Genomic DNA, 15,051 nt, shown 5'->3' with positions numbered 1-15,051 from the left:
GGAGGGCCCGAAGGCGCTCCTCCCGCGCGGTTTTCCCGAGGCCGGAGCACCGGGAAGCGGCGCCCCTAATCGAAACCCGCCGCGATTACAAGCAAAGAGGGGCGCCCCCTGCGGGACGCCCCTCCTCGCTGTCGTGCGGTCAGCCTCAGAACTTGAGCGTCGCCGTCAGCTTCGCGGTGTTGCTGTCGAAGGTCTTCGAGAAGCTGCCGCTGTAGCCGAGGCCCAGTTCGATCTTGCCGGCGGTGTAGCGCAGGCCGGCTTCGACCTCCGCTGCAGTCTTGGCGATCGGCAGGCCGGTGACCAAGCCGCTCGTCGTGTTGCCGGCGAAGGCAACGCCGGCGAGCGAGGCGCGGTCGCCCCAGGCCATGCGGTAGGACGCCGAGCCGTACGGCGTGACACCGCCCGGCAACGGTGCCGAGATCCGCAGGCCGAGGTCGCCGAAGGTCACGTCGCGGTCCATCCCGTTCACGGTCAGCGCGGTGGCGCCGCCGGTCTCGGTGAAGCTGTCGACCTTGAGCGACACGTGGCTGACGCCCGCAAACGGCTCGATCGAGACCGCGACCGAAGGCACCGCGAAGGCGACTTCGCCGTAGTACTGCGTGTAGTCGCCCTTGAGCGCGCCGCTCAGCGAGTTGCTGATCGTGCCCAGCGAGGTGCTGCGGCTCGACTTGGCGTCGAACCAGCCGAGCTGGACGCCGCCGCGCACCTTGAAGCCGATCGGGCTGTCATAGGCCGCCTGCAAAGTCGCGAAGGTCACCTTGCTGTCGGAGACCTGGCTGCCGCTCGGATCCTGCGACAGGTAACCGACCCCGCCCGAGATATCGAACCCGGCCATCGCATAGCCGAGGCCGCCGGCAACGCCGGTGTTGTCGGCCTTGTAGCCGGCAATACCGGTGCCCGCCGTACCCTTGACGTTGCCGAGCAGGCCGGTGGCCCAGCCGTAGGCGCCCGAGCCCGAACGCGGCGCGTCCATCGTCTGGCGGCGAAGCATGTCGGCCGTTTCGACCATCGCCCCGACGAACGACGGATAGACCCCGCCGGTCAGCGTCTCGAAGTCGTCCGCAACGTCGGCACGCGCCAGCAACAAAGTGCTATCGTAGAGCGTGCTGCCGAAGCCGAGATCCTCGATCAAGTTGCCGATCGCAGACTGGTTCGGATTCGCGGCGTAGCCCGAGAAGTCGACGTCGTTGCGGCTGAGACGCAGCGAGACGGTGTCGACCGTGTAGCTGAGCAGCGGGACGAGGTAGGCGAGGTTGGTGGTGACCGTGCCGAACGTTCCCGAGATGCCGCCGTCGGCGGTCAGGATCGTGTAGTCGGTGACGGGTGCGTAAGTGCCCGCTCCGGCCAGCACGTTGACCGTCGCCCCGCCGAGCGTGGCGGCGCCGGTCACTTCGATCAGGTCGGCGTTGCCGGCCGGATCGACTTCGACCACGAGCGTCGAGGCCGAGGTAAAGGTGAGGTCGCCGGCCACGGTGAGGTGGCCGATCGAGTTGCCCGCACCGAGCGCGCCGCCCTGGATCGTCGTGTCGCCGACCGTGCCGTTACCGCCCAGCAAGCCGCCGTCGTTCACCGTGAAGGTGCCGCCGGCATAGGAGCCGTTGACCGACAGCGTGCCGCCGTTGACGTTGGCCGAGCCAGTGAAGGTGCTGTCGCCCTCGAGCTTGAGGTCGCCGGTCCCTTCCTTGTTCACCGTCCCGTCGCCCGAGATCGTGCCAGAGAAGACGGTGTTGGTCTGCTGGTTGATGGTCAGCGTCGTGGTGCCGAGCTCGAGGTTGCCGCCGGTGCCCGAAAGCTCGGCAACTTCCTGCGTACCGCCGGAGACCTGCGACAGGTCGAACGAACCGTCGCCCGACAGGTCGAGCTCGCTGTTGGCGTCGAGCTGGCCCGTCAGCGCGATTGCACCGGCGTTGATCGTCGTGGTTCCGCTAAAGTCGTAGGTCCCGCCGAACGACAGCGTGCCGTCGCCGTTCTTGACCAGCAGGCCGGTGCCGCTGAAGGCGCCGGACAGCGAGTAGTCGTCGCTGCGCGAGAAGACGAAAGTACCGTCGTTGACGAGGTCGCCGGTGAAATCGCCGGTGGTTCCGCCGTCGCCAAGCTCGAAGGTGCCGTCACCCGAGGTGGTGACAGCGCCGCCGTAGACATCGGTCAGCAGCAGCGTGCCGTTCTCGACGAAAGTACCGCCGGTGAACTGCAGGCCGCTGGCGTCTTCGACAAGTACCGTTGCCCCGCCGACGAGGTGCAGCGAGCCCGCGCCTTCGATCAGCACTCCGGTCACGTCGGTGTCGTGAGCAAAGTCGAGGTTCAGCGTACCGCCAAGATCGACGTAGCCGGTGCCGATCGACGAATCGCCGTTGGCGTCCTGCGCGACGGTCAGCGTGGCGCCTTCCTCGATCTCGACTTCATCGTAGTCCGAAGCCACGCCTTCCGCGCGCCAGCTTCCCCTTTCGACAGAAAGCATCTCGACATTGACGGTCGAAACCACCTGGCCGATCGCGTCGGCTGCGGCGTTGTCGTTGAAGTCGAGCACGAGGTGGTCGTAGCCGGCGCCAAGGTCGGCAATGCCGTCGATAACCGAGTTTTCGGTCAGTTCGAGGACGTCGTCGCCCGCGCCGGTCAGGACCGCGACGCCTGTATCGGACGAAAGCGTGCCGTTGTTCTGGATGTAATAGTCCGCGGGAACGAAGTTCGGGTCGGCTTGCAGACCGCGGACAGCGACCCCGGCCGTGCCGTGAACCGTGCCCGAGTTGTAGAGCTCGCTGAACCCGCCCTGCGCCTGGCCGAGCATGGCCACGCCCGCGGCACCACCGTTGACGCTCGCACCCTCGGCGATCGTAACGACGCCATGGGCGGACGTCGTTACAACGCCCGATGCATTGCTTTCAGTGGTCGTGATCGAGCCATTTACGGTGACATTGCTCTCGACGAAGCCCGTTGCACTGATACCGCGCCCGGTTGTCGAGACATCGCCGTTGACCGTCACATTGACGATCTGTCCGGTCGCCGTCAGTCCGAGGGACGTCAGGCCAGTAGCGGTAATATCTCCGATCGTGACGTTGGCGACCCCGTTATTGGCCCGGGCGCCAACAGCACCGGCGTTGTCGCCGGAAATCGTCACCGAGCCGACATCCATGGTCAGGGCGCCAAAATTGGACCGCCCGAACACCGCCGCCCCGCCATCGCCGGTGGTCTCGGCCACATTGCTGACGATGGAAACGTCGCCGTCGGAAATGCCGACGACGGCCGAACCGTAGAGCGCCGCACTGAAGGCATTGTCGCTGGTGATCGATACCGAACCGCTGCCCGAAATACCGACGACCGCATCGCCGGTGAACTGGCCCTGCATTCCGGCGTTCTCGACCCGCGTCGTTCCGGCATCGATTGTGATGTTGCCCGTGGTCGAGTTGCCGAACACGCCGACGCCGCTGGCGCCGGTGGTGGTCACCGTGCCGGTGGTGATGCTGACGTCGCCTGCCCCGCCGCGCGCGACAACCGCCACCGCATCGGCACTGGCGAGGTCGACTGTGTCGGCGTTGATGGTGATCGCACCGTTGCCACGCGCCGTGATGCCGTAACGATGCTCGCCCTCGACTGTAACCGAACCGGCATCGATCGAAATCGCCTCGCCGCCGCCCTGGACGACGATGCCGCCCTGGTCCTTGCGCAGGCCGTCCGGCCCCGCGCCGGGATCCGCGCCCGCACCGGTTACCGCGACCGCATCGGCGGCTATGGAGACGGGCCCTGCAGCCGTGACCTTGATCGCCGAGCCGAGATTGTTCGAGGCCTGCGCCGTACCGACGTCGAGCGAGATTGCGCCGTTGCCGGTTCCGACTGCGTAGAGGCCATAGCCGGCCGTGACGCTGCCGACCTCAGCCGTGACGGTGCCCGCAGCCTTGAGGAAGACACCCTGTGCCGTACTGTTTGCCGAAACCGTTTCGGCAGCCAGGCTGACGTTGCCGCTATTCGACAGGCCGTAAACGGCGACACCGCCGTCGCCGGTCGTTTCGGCATTGCCGCTGACCAGCGCAACATCGCCGGCGGAAATGCCGACGATGGCCGAGCCGTAAAGCGCCGCACTGAAGGCATCCTGGCTGGTGATCGAGATATTGCCGGTGTCCGAAGTGGCCACCACCGCATCGCCGGTGAACTGGCCCTGCATTCCGGCGTTCTCGACCCGGGTGATACCCGCATCGATCGCAATGTCGCCCGAACCGGTGTGGCCGAACACGCCGACGCCGCTCGCGCCGGTGGTGGTCACCGTGCCGGTGGTGATGCTGACGTCGCCCGCATCGCTCTTGCCGGCAACTGCGACCGTGTCGGCGCTCGCCAGCTCGACGTCGTTGGCGTTGATAGTCACGCCGCCGGCGCCCTCGCCATAGACGGCGTAACGGAACTCACCCGCCACCGTCACCGTGTCGGCATCGATGTCGATCGCGCCGTCGGCAAAGGCGACGATGCCGCCCTGCGGCACCCGCAGCCCGTCCTGTCCGACACCCGGATCGACACCCGGACCCACCGCTTCCGCATGTGCCGAAGTAATCGAGACGGATCCGCCTGACTGGGCGTAGATCGCGCTGCCCATGCCGCCGGTCGTCCGCGCCGTGCCCTGGTTGCCGATGGTCACCGATTCGGTGGCCTCGCCCCAGATTGCATTGGTGCTTGCTTGAGTCACCGTATCGGCCGCGGTCGAGATGGTGACGTTGGTACCGGTGCCGCGCAGGCCGTAGCCAGCACCCACCGAAGTGTTGCCAGTGGTGACGACACTGGCATTGCCGGTGCCGGTCACATTGGCCCAGGCACCGTATACGTCAGCCTCGATGCTTCCCGCCGTGACCGAAGCGCCCGATCCGCCGCGGGCAAAAATGCCCTTGGTGCTGGTACCCTCGTCCACCACGCTGTCGATGGTGACCGTAGCCACACCGACGTCCGCCAGGGCGTTGATGCCGGCCTGCTGGTCGCCGCGCAGGGTGACCGTCCCGGCATCCACGGTGGCGTTGCCTCCGGAGCTCTTGGAAAAGACCACCGCGCCCTGCAGTCCGGCGGCGCTCACATCGCCAACCGTCACGTGGGCACCGGCTCCACCGACCGCCGCAGCGACCGACGAATACTTGCCTTCGGTCGTGCCGCTGCCCACGGTCACCGTGGCGGTGCCGTTGGTCGAGATCGCGGTCACGCCGTCCGCCGAGTAGATGGCTCCCAGGCCCAGACCCGTCGTCGCGACGGTGTCGACCGAGACATCGATGTTGCCGTCGGTGCTCTGGGCGAGCACGCCCATGGCACCATCGCCGCTGGTGCTGACGTCGCCCGCGACAATCGAAATGTCGCCGCTGTCGGTCGTCGCCTCGATCGCGGCGTGGTCCACACCCGCGCCGGTTACGCTGTCGGCCGCGACGGCCAGAGTGCCGCCGCCCGTTGCACTGGCAATGATCGTGGCTGTGTCGGCGAGATGACTGGTCGCATCGCCGACATCGATCGTGAGGCCACCTCCCGACGTGGTCGAGGCGTTGACCGCCGAGGTATAGGTTTCGACACTGTCGATAGCGATGGTGACATCGCCAGCGGTCGGGTCGACACGCACGCCCTGCCCACCGGTAATCGTTCCGACGTCAACCTTGACGTCGTCGGCCGCAACGATACGCGCGCCTTGGGCAAAGTCGCCCACGGTGATGGTGTCGGCGCTGAGCGAAACGCTCCCGCCATTCGACTTCAGGTAAGCGCCCTGTCCGTCGTCGGCGGTCGAGGTAATCGTTCCGACATCGGCGGAGACATCACCCGCGGCGATGGCGTAGACGGTGACAGCTCCGGCCCCGTGATTGGTCGCGCCGTCGGCAGTAATGGCCACATTACTGCCGGCGAGCCCGACGATGGCCGAGCCGTAGGTGCCGTAGGTCTCGGACGTGCCGACGGCGATATTGACCGAGCCGTTCTGCGAATTGCCCAGGACCGCTTCGTAGAATTCCTGTTGCGAATCTTCGCCAGTGCCGCGCGAGATGACCGTATCGGCGGTGATGCCTATGTCGCCGTTGGTCGAGATCGCGGCGATGCCGGCCGATGCGGCACCGTCCACATCGAGCGTGCCCACGTCGAGCGTGATGTCGCCGTCGATGGTGGTCGCGCCGAGTCCGAGAATCTCGCCTGCGCCGGTTGCGGTGATCGTGCTGAACGTGCCGGTAATGGAGCCGGTGAGGTCGGTCTCCATGCCAATGACGTAGTCGCGATCGCCACCCACCGTCGTGCCGGTGACGTCGGTAACGCTGGCGTCGATCGAACCGCCAGAGCTGTAGAGTTCGACCGCGATCGGCGTGCCGCTCGCACTGTCGGCGGTAACCGTGATGTCGCTGTCGAACTGCTCGGTGATCGGATTGGCGTTGGCGGCCACGGCGAATGCGACCAGCGGCAATGCGGTGCCGCAGTACATGGCGCGGCGGAATGTGCGGCTCTTCAAGGCCTTGGAAACGGCTTCAGAATTCAAGATCAACTCCTTTGTGCATCACGTAGTCTTGCGTGAGCTGCAGGCAGGGGCACGGTCTCCCGAGCGAAAAAGCGCTGGAAGCCGACCGGATCAGATTGTTTGCTGGCGCCCCATACCCACGAACTCTCGTGCGGGGCTCATGTTCGCAGATCCCGGTTCAATCTTTCCCGGGATTCTGAAAAATTCTGAATGCGACAATTTGTGACAAGTTTGACGCAGGAAAAGTCCCCTTCCGGGACATTTCTAGCGCACGGACGGATTGCCGAACTCGCCGACGACAATCGACCGAATTTCCTGCGGCGTCACCGCCAACCTCCGGGCCCCCGCATCGGCAACGAGCCGACGCTGGGCACTTTGCGCCTTCGCGCCATCGGCGCGGACAGTGTAGATCACAACCGGGGTTGCATCACCGCGCTGGCGCATCTGCTCCACTAGCTTGAGCCCTGCCAGCCGGTCATCGCCGCGCCCCATGTCGGAGATCACCAGCTTGTAGTCGTAGATCGCCAGCAGCTTGATCGCATCTGCCGTGTTAGCGGCGGAGTGCACGGCGATTCGCCGCTTTTCGAAGTACTGCTTTTCGAAAGCGTTGTTTTCCGGGTGATCGTCGACCCACAGGATCTTGCCGATGGCGTCCGGCGCATCGGCGACGATCGGGTCGGCAGTGCGGTAGGGAGTCCCGAAGATACCCGCCACGCTTTCGCTCGAAGACAAGATCACGCCAACCGCGGCCATGCCCGCCGCGCCGGCGCTCCATGCCAGCCACGGCCTGCGGCCCGGGGTATCGCTGAGCGCGGCGCCAACGGTGGCGAGCAAGCCCTCTTCTCGCTCGGGAGTGACCAACTGCGCACTTACGTCGAGCTTGTAGCCATGCCCATAGACCGAGCCAAGCCGTTCCCCATGCTCACCCAGTGCGATACGCAAACGACCGATTGCCTTGGCCAGAGAATTTTCATGCACGAGCCGCCCCGGCCATCCGGCCCGGAGCAAGGCATCCTTGTCGACGCCCTGGCCTGCGTTGGCGAGCAGCACGCCGAGAATCCTTTGACAGCTTCTATCGAGTTCTACGTCGTCGGAACCGACCTGAAGGTTTCCCGATGACTCATCAAATCGAACGTTACCAAACCACCAGATGCCACTCACTACGACCCCACTCAGGCGCTATCCCTATATTGTTGCGACTTTTTTGCGCCAGATTGCATTTGTCCGCGAGCGCGGACATTTGCAAGTTGCCTGCGATGAATAGAGTGTGCGCGGCCCCAGGCCCGGCTACCTGACCAGTTCGACCTGCTCGAAATCGAGTTCGACTGGCGTGGCGCGGCCGAAGATCGAGACGCTGACCTTGACCTTGTTCTTGTCGAAGTCGAGCTCTTCCACCAGGCCGTTGAAGCTGGCGAAGGGACCGTCGAGCACCTTGACGCTGTCGCCGATCTCGTAATCGACGTGGATCTCGCGCTTGGGAGCGTTCTTCGCTTCCTCGACACCGCCGAAATAGCGCGCCGCGTCCTTCTCGCTGATCGGCTGCGGCTTGCCGCCTGCACCGAGGAAACCGGTCACTTTCGGCGTGTTCTTGACGAGGTGATAGACGTCGTCGGTCAGCTTGAGCTTGGCCAGCACGTAGCCGGGCATGAACTTGCGCTCGACCTGCACCTTCTTGCCGCGCTTGACCTCGGTCACGGTCTCGGTCGGAACCTCGACCGATTCGACCGCTTCGGACAGGCCCATGCGTTCGGCCTCGGCGATGATCGAATCGCGGACCTTGTTCTCGAACCCCGAGTAGGCGTGGATGATGTACCAGCGGGCCATGTGCTTCAGCTTTCCGTCAATTCCGTTGGGATCAGGCGAGGGTCAGCAGCCAGCGCACTGCGGCGCCGAACAGGGAATCAATGCCGAGGAAGAAGACCGCCAGGATCACCATCAGGATCCCGACGAAAATCGCCGTGCGATAGGTCTCCGGCCAGCTCGGCCAGACGACCTTGCGGGCTTCGCCCTGCACCTGCTTGATGAACTCCGCGGGATTGGTCCTGGCCATTCTCTCGCCTGCCTTCTCAACCTGAAAAAATTCTCTTCCGCCATTGGCTCAGCGCCGCCCCGGTCCATGCTGACCGGGAGGGGCGATGCGGTTCCGATGTCGGAAGTCGGCTGTGCAGATAGCGATGCGCCTGCGTCAAGGCAAGGGGCGCGCCGGAGAGTTGAAGCAAAGCAGCGGCGGGCGCGTCCCCGCCGCCATGGCTGGACGGAATTGCGGGCCGGGGCCCGCCGTCAGCAGCGTCCGAACAGCCGGGCGAAGAAGCCCGGTTCTTCCATCGGCTGGATGCGACCGTACTTCATCAACCGAAGCGATGCGTCCTGATGGGGCCGCGGCTGGGTCCAGCCGTCGGGCCGGCTTGACCGGAATGTGTAGCTCGACATTTCTGTCTCCTCGAACCAGTGCCCCGTCGCAGTAAAAAACCGCTTGGGCGCACCTCGGTTCCTCAGGAGCGGCGAGATGCATCCGATGTGTTGCCGCGCGTCCACACCAGCCATGCGAGGAGCATCGCGGCCAGCGGCATGAGGTTGAGCCCGAGCGGCAGGGACACAGCTCGCGTGGCATATGGCGCGAACCACAGGGCGACGAGCAACAGCTTCTCCCACGGCCGGAACCCCTCGCGCAGCCCTTCGCGGACCAGCCACAGCAGCGGCAGGATGAGGAACGGCAGGTCGTAGTTGAACAGGTAGAGCGATGCGATCGCCGTGGCGGCCAGCATGAAGGCGCCTGTCGCCATCGCATCCTGTCCCATGTGCCGCCACGAACGCATGACCAGCGCGATCATCGCCACCACCACGACGCCGGCCACTGCCAGCGCCACCGTCCCGCCGGCGAACAGGCGGACTTGCGAGTACAGCGTCGCCATGCGCAGCAGGAAGTCGGCGTCCGCCGCGCGCATGATCGCCGAACTGGCCTCCCAGCTCTGCGTGTAGGCGAGCATGGTGTCGGTACCGAGTGCCGCCCAGGCGGCAAGCAGGAGCCCGACCGCGCTACAGGCAGCCGCGACGATGGTTCGCCAGCGACCGCCCGCCGCGAGCCAGAACGGCACCAGCAGCGCGAGGTGCGGCTTGATCACGAGCGCGCCGAACAGGATTCCGGACAGGACCGGCCGCCGGTCGAGCAGCGCCACCCCGCCGACCAGGAGCGCCCCGGTGACGAAACCGTTCTGCGCGTGCCCCGCCGCTATCAGCGCGCCGGGAAAGACCAGCACCAGCAACCAGAGGCGGGCGAAAGCATTCACCGAAACCCGCGCCCAGACGGCGTAGGTCACCACCACCCATGCGATCCACGCCAGCGGATAGCTCAGCAGGGCAAACGGCCAGACAAGGAACAGGAAGGGCGGCGGATTGACGTAGGCGTACCAGCCGGTCGATCCGGAGGAAGTCTGCACCCGTTCTTGCCAGGAAAGGTCGTATGCAGAGCTTGGTTCGCCCGCGAGAAGAGCTTTACCGGCACCCCAGAATGCAAGGAAATCGCTCGCCTCGCTCCCCTGTGCCTGCCACCACGATACCGCGAGCAGCACCAGCGAGGCGACGGCGAACAGTATCGCGTAGCCACGCACGCGAGAGGCATCGAGCCATTCCGCCGTGCGCAATTTGTCTAAAGCGTCCCCCGCCATTGGCGGGCAATAGCGCGGCAATTTCCAGTTAGGAATCATCCAACCACAATTGGCCGGGGATGGAACGACCGGCGACCAGCGGGACGCAAGGCCGAACGGCCGCCCGCAGGCGCCCCGGGAGGGGATCGGCGCCGAGGACGAGCGCCCGGATGGGCGCTCGAAAAGCAGGAGAGGAAAAAATGGCAGGGGTGACAGGATTCGAACCCGTGGCCCTCGGTTTTGGAGACCGATGCTCTACCAGCTGAGCTACACCCCTGCACGGGAGCCGCGCCTCTAGGGCGGCGAATGCAAATTGGCAAGGCGGTTGGCGCGGCGCTGTGATATGAATTCGCGTCATGCACTCGCCCGGTCCACAGACCATCCCGCCCGAGACACTCCTGCTGGCCTACCGCAGCGGGATCTTCCCCATGGCCGACGGACGCGAGGACCCGGAAATCTTCTACGTCGAACCGCGCAATCGGGCGATCGTGCCGCTCGACAGGTTCCATTGCTCGCGCTCGCTGGCCAAGGTGTTGCGGCAAGAACGCTTCACCGTGACCTGCGACCTCGCGTTCGAACGCGTCATCGCCGCCTGTGCCGAGCCGCGCCCCGATCATCCGGAAACCTGGATAAGCCGCCGCATCGAAGCGAGCTACTGCATGCTGCACAATGTCGGCCATGCCCATTCAATCGAAGTCTGGTCGGACGACGATCTCGTCGGCGGGCTCTACGGCGTCGGCTTCGACGGCGTGTTCTGCGGCGAATCGATGTTCAGCCGCGTGCCCAACGCCTCGAAAGTGGCGCTGGCCTGGCTGGTCGCAGCCATGCGCAAGGCCAGGATGCGCCTGCTCGACTGCCAGTTCATGACCGAACACCTCGAATCGATGGGCGCGGTCGAGGTCTCGCAGGCACGCTACCTCGCCCTGCTCGGATCGGCGCAGGGTTCGCGCTCGAGCTGGGCTCAGGCGGTCGGCGAGGAGGGGCTGGCAGAGGGGCTCGGCGTCGGCGCGGGTGCGCTTTCGCTGCCCGAAGGATTCGCGCTCCTGCTCGAAGACGGCGACGCCACCGGCGCGTCTTCGCCCGGGAAACGCATCGCGCAGGACTTGATCCAAACGTCGTAGACCGGGTGCTCGACGACGTTGACCGCCGGCGCGTTCCTGAACAGCCAGCCGGAAAAGACCGTGTGCCAGGCAAAGTCGGAGCTGACGTCCTTGCGCTCGCGCACCAGCACCTGGACGAAGGCGCCCTCTTCGGGGTCCGATTCCCACGGCGCGGTCTTCTCGCAGGCCGACAGCCTCACGACGACGTTGCCGACGCGCTTCGATTCGCCCGGCTTCATCACCAGGTCCTGCGAGATGTTGTTGCGCTTGTTGAGCAGCCCCAGCGTCGCCACCCTTTCGGCCATCGGGGTGCCGATCGAATCCTGGCCGGCAAAGGCCGGCGCACCCGATTGCGCCAGTTCGGCGGGGACATCGGTCTCGACCGCCTGCGGCTTGGGCGCCTGTCCGGAACAGGCCGCCAGCACCAGCATGGGTGGCAGGAGCGCAAGCGCCCGCATTGTCAGGCGTCCGGGGTCCAGGCTTCGTAGTCGCCGGTCGCAGCTGCGCGCATGCCGCCGCGCTCGAGCGCCCCGGCCGGGCGATAGGCGCCCAGCGTGCCGGTGGCGTTGGGCGAGTAGTCCGCCTCCCAGATCTTCGCCGGTTCCAGGTGGCTCTCGGGAAGCTCGTCATAGGAATGGTGCAGCCAGCCGTGCCATTCGGAAGGTACCCTGCTGGCATCGTTGGCGCCGTCGTAGATGACCCAGCGCCGCTCGCGCCCGTTCTCGGCCTTCTTCGAGCGGTAGTACTTGTTGCCCTGCGCGTCGGTGCCGACGTGCTCGCCGTTGCGCGCCGACCACAGCATGGTGCCGAAGGTGGCGCCATCCCACCAGGTGAATATCTTGCCGAGGAAACTCATGTGTCCGCCGTTAGCGGCTGACTGCGGGCGCTGGCAAGCGCGACCTCACCATGTCACCCGCGCACCGGGCATGATGCCCAGTTCCTTCGCCCGCCCGCCGGGAATTTCCAGCACCGCGATGGCGAGGCCCGAGGAAGGAATCGGCGCATCGGAGTACGGCACCGCGTCGGCGGCGATATTGCTGACGAGGTGATCCGGGCCGATGAACAACAGGTCGAGCGAGATGACCGTGTTGTGCATCCAGAAGCGGCGGAACTGCGGCGGCCCTTGCGTCGGGAATATCATGCCTTCGTCCGGCCCGAGCTCGGTGCGGAACATCAGGCCGCGAGACTGCTCTTCGCTGCTCTGGGCCAGTTCGACGCGGAAATTGTGGGTCTTGCCGTTCTGGGCAATCGTCAGGGGAATGACTTTGAGCCCCGAAACCGGGTGGACACCCGTCGTTTCGACCGCCTGCACCGGAGGAGAGGCCTGCGACGAGCAACTCGCCAGCAAGATTCCGAGGGCCGAAAGGAACGGATAGGCAACGCGGTGCATGGTCTGGTCAGTTGTCCTCTTCGTCGCCCGCCTCGGCGAGCCATTGTTCGGCTTCGGCGGCGGACGGGGCGTCGATTAGCGCGCGTGCCGCATCAAAGCCATGCCCGGCGCGCACCATTGCGGCGATTTGTTTCTGGCGGCGATCGGGATCGGGCGCCTCCAGGCCGAATGGTCCGAAACGGCGGCGCGTGGCATAGGCCATGGCCGCCTCGCGCGCCGCCCGCTCGCCCGGCATCGCGCGTTCACGCAGGTCTTCGGCTATGCCCGCCTCCCCAAGCGCCTGCCGCACCCTGCGCCCGCCATAGCCGCGCCGAAGCAGGCTTCCGGACTTCATCCGCGCATAGGCCTCGTCGTCGATATAGCCGAGTTCGACATAGCGCTCGACCGTTGCCGCGACCGGCGGATCGCCCTCGCCATCCCATCCCCGCTCGCGTAATTTTCGAACCAGGTAGCGTTCGAATTTTGCCGCGCTTGTGGAGAACCTTGCGACGTAGGATAGGGCCAATTCCTCGAATCTTGCTGAATCGAGGGGCTTTGGCGGCCTTTTGCGTCCGCGGGCTGGACCACTATGATCGCTCATCGGCCTTATTCGTGCCACAGTCCGGCTCAAGAGGGAAAGGCTGTCCCGGGGGAGGGGCCGAAAAGAAGCTCGCTCATCTCCTATTCACCCGCCTGCGCGTCTTGCGCCGGCCAAGGAAAGAACGAAGACGGGTAAATCGCGAGATACGATGGAAAACGACGCCGCACTGATGCCGACGCCGAACCGCTGTGCGCTGCCGCGCCGCTTCTCTGACTTCGCCACCTTCGGCGATGCGCTGGACTATGCCGCGCAGGGTTCGAGAGGACTCAACTTCCACGATGCGCGGGGCAAGCTGACCCGCGTCTATCCCTATGCCGAGCTGCGCGAAGACGCCTTGGCGATGGCCCGGCGACTGGTTGCCAAGGGCGTAAAGCCGGGCGAACGCATCGCCCTCGTTGCGCAGACGGGGACGGAATTCGCCGCCATGTTCTGCGGTGCGGTATACGCCGGGGCCTGGCCGGTCCCGCTGCCGTTGCCGACGAGCTTCGGCGGCAAGGACAGCTACATCGACCAGCTCGCAGTCCAGTTGGCGAGTTCGGACCCCTTGATGCTGCTCTACCCGGCAGAGATTGCCGGAATGGCGGCCGCCGCCGCTGAGCGCCAGGGCTGCGAGGGCATGAGCTACGAGGACTTCGCGGTCCTGCCGCTCGCCACCGGCAGCCTGCCGAACCCCGATCCCGACGACATCTGCTACCTGCAGTATTCCTCCGGTTCGACCCGTTTCCCGCACGGCGTGGCGGTGACCCACCGATCGCTGCTCAACAACCTGCGCGGGCACGGAGTGGGCATGCAGCTCGTGCTCGACGACCGCTGCGTTTCGTGGCTGCCGTGGTATCACGACATGGGGCTGGTCGGCTGCCTGCTGTCGCCGATCGCCAACCAGGTCTCGACCGACTACCTGCGCACCGAGGATTTCGCCCGCCGCCCACTGGCCTGGCTCGACATGATCAGCCGCAACCAGGGCACGACGCTCTCCTATTCGCCGACCTTCGGCTACGACATCTGCGCCCGCCGCATTTCCAGCCAAAGTCACGTCGACGAGCGTTTCGACCTGTCGCGCTGGCGGCTCGCCGGCAATGGCGCCGACATGATCCGGCCCGACGTGATGCAGAACTTCGTCAACGCCTTCGCCGATGCCGGGTTCAAGGCCAACGCCTTCTGCCCGAGCTACGGCCTCGCCGAGGCGACTCTGGCGGTAACACTGATGCCGCCGGGTGAAGGGATCCGGGTCGAGCTGGTCGAGGAGGAGCGCCTGAGCGGCTCCCTGCGCGACCTCAGCCGCCCGGCCCGCTACCGCGCGATCGTCAACTGCGGCAAGCCGGTGCTCGACATGGAAGTCGAAATCCGCGGCGAAGAAGGCAACCCGCGCGGCGATCACCAGATCGGCAAGGTCTGGTGCAAGGGCCCGAGCGTGATGCACTCCTACTACCGCGACGAGGAAGCGACCAAGGCCTGCCTCGTCGACGGATGGCTCGACACCGGCGACATGGGCTACATGGCCGACGGCTACCTGTTCATCGTCGGCCGGGCGAAGGACATGATCATCATCAACGGCAAGAACCACTGGCCGCAGGATATCGAGTGGGCGGTCGAGCAGCTGCCCGGCTTCCACCAGGGCGATATCGCCGCGTTCAGCGTCGAGACCGAGAACGGCGAGGAAGTTCCCGCGGTGCTGGTCCATTGCCGCGTGTCCGACCCGGACGAACGCCGCAAGCTGCACAACGAGATTCGCGAAAAGGTCCGCTCGATCACCGGCATGAACTGCGTGGTCGAACTGGTCCCGCCGCGCACCTTGCCGCGCACCAGCTCGGGCAAGCTGAGCCGCGCCAAGGCGAAGAAGCTCTACCTGTCGGGCGAGATCGAGCCGTTCAAGCTCGCCGCCTGAGCGG

At 65.7% G+C, this 15,051-nt stretch carries 11 protein-coding genes, 1 tRNA gene and 1 pseudogene; 2 read left to right on the top strand and 11 right to left on the bottom strand.

The genetic code is table 11. The features are described from left to right. Nucleotides 1-145 precede the first annotated feature (145 nt). From GRI89_RS05260 to GRI89_RS05235, 7 genes are all read right to left on the bottom strand, one after another. Complete coding sequence (locus tag GRI89_RS05260; protein ID WP_159792942.1) at nucleotides 146-6,469, bottom strand: autotransporter-associated beta strand repeat-containing protein; 6,324 nt, start codon at nucleotides 6,467-6,469, stop codon at nucleotides 146-148. A 243-nt stretch (nucleotides 6,470-6,712) separates the two neighbouring features. Continuing rightward, a complete protein-coding gene (locus tag GRI89_RS05255) occupies nucleotides 6,713-7,609 on the bottom strand; it encodes a response regulator (protein WP_159792940.1) in 897 nt (298 codons plus the stop codon). A 126-nt stretch (nucleotides 7,610-7,735) separates the two neighbouring features. Then, nucleotides 7,736-8,272: a transcription termination/antitermination protein NusG gene (nusG, locus tag GRI89_RS05250; protein WP_159792938.1), complete on the bottom strand. Its 537-nt coding sequence runs from the start codon at nucleotides 8,270-8,272 to the stop codon at nucleotides 7,736-7,738. Between the two features lie 31 nt (nucleotides 8,273-8,303). Beyond that, nucleotides 8,304-8,498 carry a preprotein translocase subunit SecE gene (secE, locus tag GRI89_RS05245; protein WP_159792936.1) on the bottom strand — a complete coding sequence of 65 codons (195 nt, stop codon included), beginning with the start codon at nucleotides 8,496-8,498 and terminating at the stop codon, nucleotides 8,304-8,306. Nucleotides 8,499-8,728: 230 nt separating this feature from the next. Continuing rightward, the gene (locus GRI89_RS17780; protein WP_201290869.1) at nucleotides 8,729-8,878 is read right to left on the bottom strand and encodes a hypothetical protein; all 150 of its coding nucleotides are present in this window, start codon (nucleotides 8,876-8,878) and stop codon (nucleotides 8,729-8,731) included. A gap of 62 nt (nucleotides 8,879-8,940) precedes the next feature. Next, a complete protein-coding gene (locus tag GRI89_RS05240; protein WP_328598098.1) occupies nucleotides 8,941-10,056 on the bottom strand; it encodes a glycosyltransferase family 87 protein in 1,116 nt (371 codons plus the stop codon). Nucleotides 10,057-10,293: 237 nt separating this feature from the next. Then, nucleotides 10,294-10,369: transfer RNA gene (locus tag GRI89_RS05235), tRNA-Trp, on the bottom strand. A 79-nt stretch (nucleotides 10,370-10,448) separates the two neighbouring features. On the opposite strand from GRI89_RS05235, the gene aat reads away from it, so the two are divergent. Continuing rightward, nucleotides 10,449-11,213, top strand: a complete 765-nt coding sequence (aat, locus tag GRI89_RS05230) for a leucyl/phenylalanyl-tRNA--protein transferase (protein WP_159792932.1) — start codon at nucleotides 10,449-10,451, stop codon at nucleotides 11,211-11,213. A 35-nt stretch (nucleotides 11,214-11,248) separates the two neighbouring features. Here the strand turns inward: aat and GRI89_RS17940 are convergent. The 4 genes and pseudogenes from GRI89_RS17940 to GRI89_RS05210 all read right to left on the bottom strand — a co-directional run. Then, nucleotides 11,249-11,431 (bottom strand): annotated as a pseudogene (locus GRI89_RS17940) (DUF2155 domain-containing protein); the annotation flags it as partial. Between the two features lie 221 nt (nucleotides 11,432-11,652). Next, nucleotides 11,653-12,048: an NADH:ubiquinone oxidoreductase subunit NDUFA12 gene (locus tag GRI89_RS05220; protein ID WP_159792930.1), complete on the bottom strand. Its 396-nt coding sequence runs from the start codon at nucleotides 12,046-12,048 to the stop codon at nucleotides 11,653-11,655. Between the two features lie 45 nt (nucleotides 12,049-12,093). Further along, nucleotides 12,094-12,582, bottom strand: coding sequence for a DUF192 domain-containing protein (locus tag GRI89_RS05215; protein WP_159792928.1), 489 nt, complete (start codon nucleotides 12,580-12,582; stop codon nucleotides 12,094-12,096). 7 nt (nucleotides 12,583-12,589) lie between these two features. Next, nucleotides 12,590-13,087, bottom strand: a complete 498-nt coding sequence (locus GRI89_RS05210; RefSeq protein WP_235912812.1) for a regulatory protein RecX — start codon at nucleotides 13,085-13,087, stop codon at nucleotides 12,590-12,592. 223 nt (nucleotides 13,088-13,310) lie between these two features. On the opposite strand from GRI89_RS05210, the gene GRI89_RS05205 reads away from it, so the two are divergent. Then, entirely contained in the window at nucleotides 13,311-15,047 is a 1,737-nt protein-coding gene (locus GRI89_RS05205; protein WP_159792924.1) for a fatty acyl-AMP ligase, read from the top strand. Nucleotides 15,048-15,051: the final 4 nt, after the last annotated feature.

It is taken from the genome of Croceibacterium salegens (assembly GCF_009827435.1).
In the GTDB taxonomy this organism is placed as follows: Bacteria; Pseudomonadota; Alphaproteobacteria; order Sphingomonadales; family Sphingomonadaceae; genus Croceibacterium_B; species Croceibacterium_B salegens.
Note: the sequence above shows the minus strand (reverse complement) of the source record. Positions and strands in the feature narration are given on the sequence as shown.

Bases quoted from the DNA above. Each gene is read 5' to 3' on its own strand.
- secE (WP_159792936.1), bottom strand. From the start codon at position 8,498: ATGGCCAGGACCAATCCCGCGGAGTTCATCAAGCAGGTGCAGGGCGAA.
- GRI89_RS05215 (WP_159792928.1), bottom strand. From the start codon at position 12,582: ATGCACCGCGTTGCCTATCCGTTCCTTTCGGCCCTCGGAATCTTGCTG.
- GRI89_RS05205 (WP_159792924.1), top strand. From the start codon at position 13,311: ATGGAAAACGACGCCGCACTGATGCCGACGCCGAACCGCTGTGCGCTG.
- GRI89_RS05220 (WP_159792930.1), bottom strand. From the start codon at position 12,048: ATGAGTTTCCTCGGCAAGATATTCACCTGGTGGGATGGCGCCACCTTC.
- GRI89_RS17780 (WP_201290869.1), bottom strand. From the start codon at position 8,878: ATGTCGAGCTACACATTCCGGTCAAGCCGGCCCGACGGCTGGACCCAG.
- aat (WP_159792932.1), top strand. From the start codon at position 10,449: ATGCACTCGCCCGGTCCACAGACCATCCCGCCCGAGACACTCCTGCTG.
- nusG (WP_159792938.1), bottom strand. From the start codon at position 8,272: ATGGCCCGCTGGTACATCATCCACGCCTACTCGGGGTTCGAGAACAAG.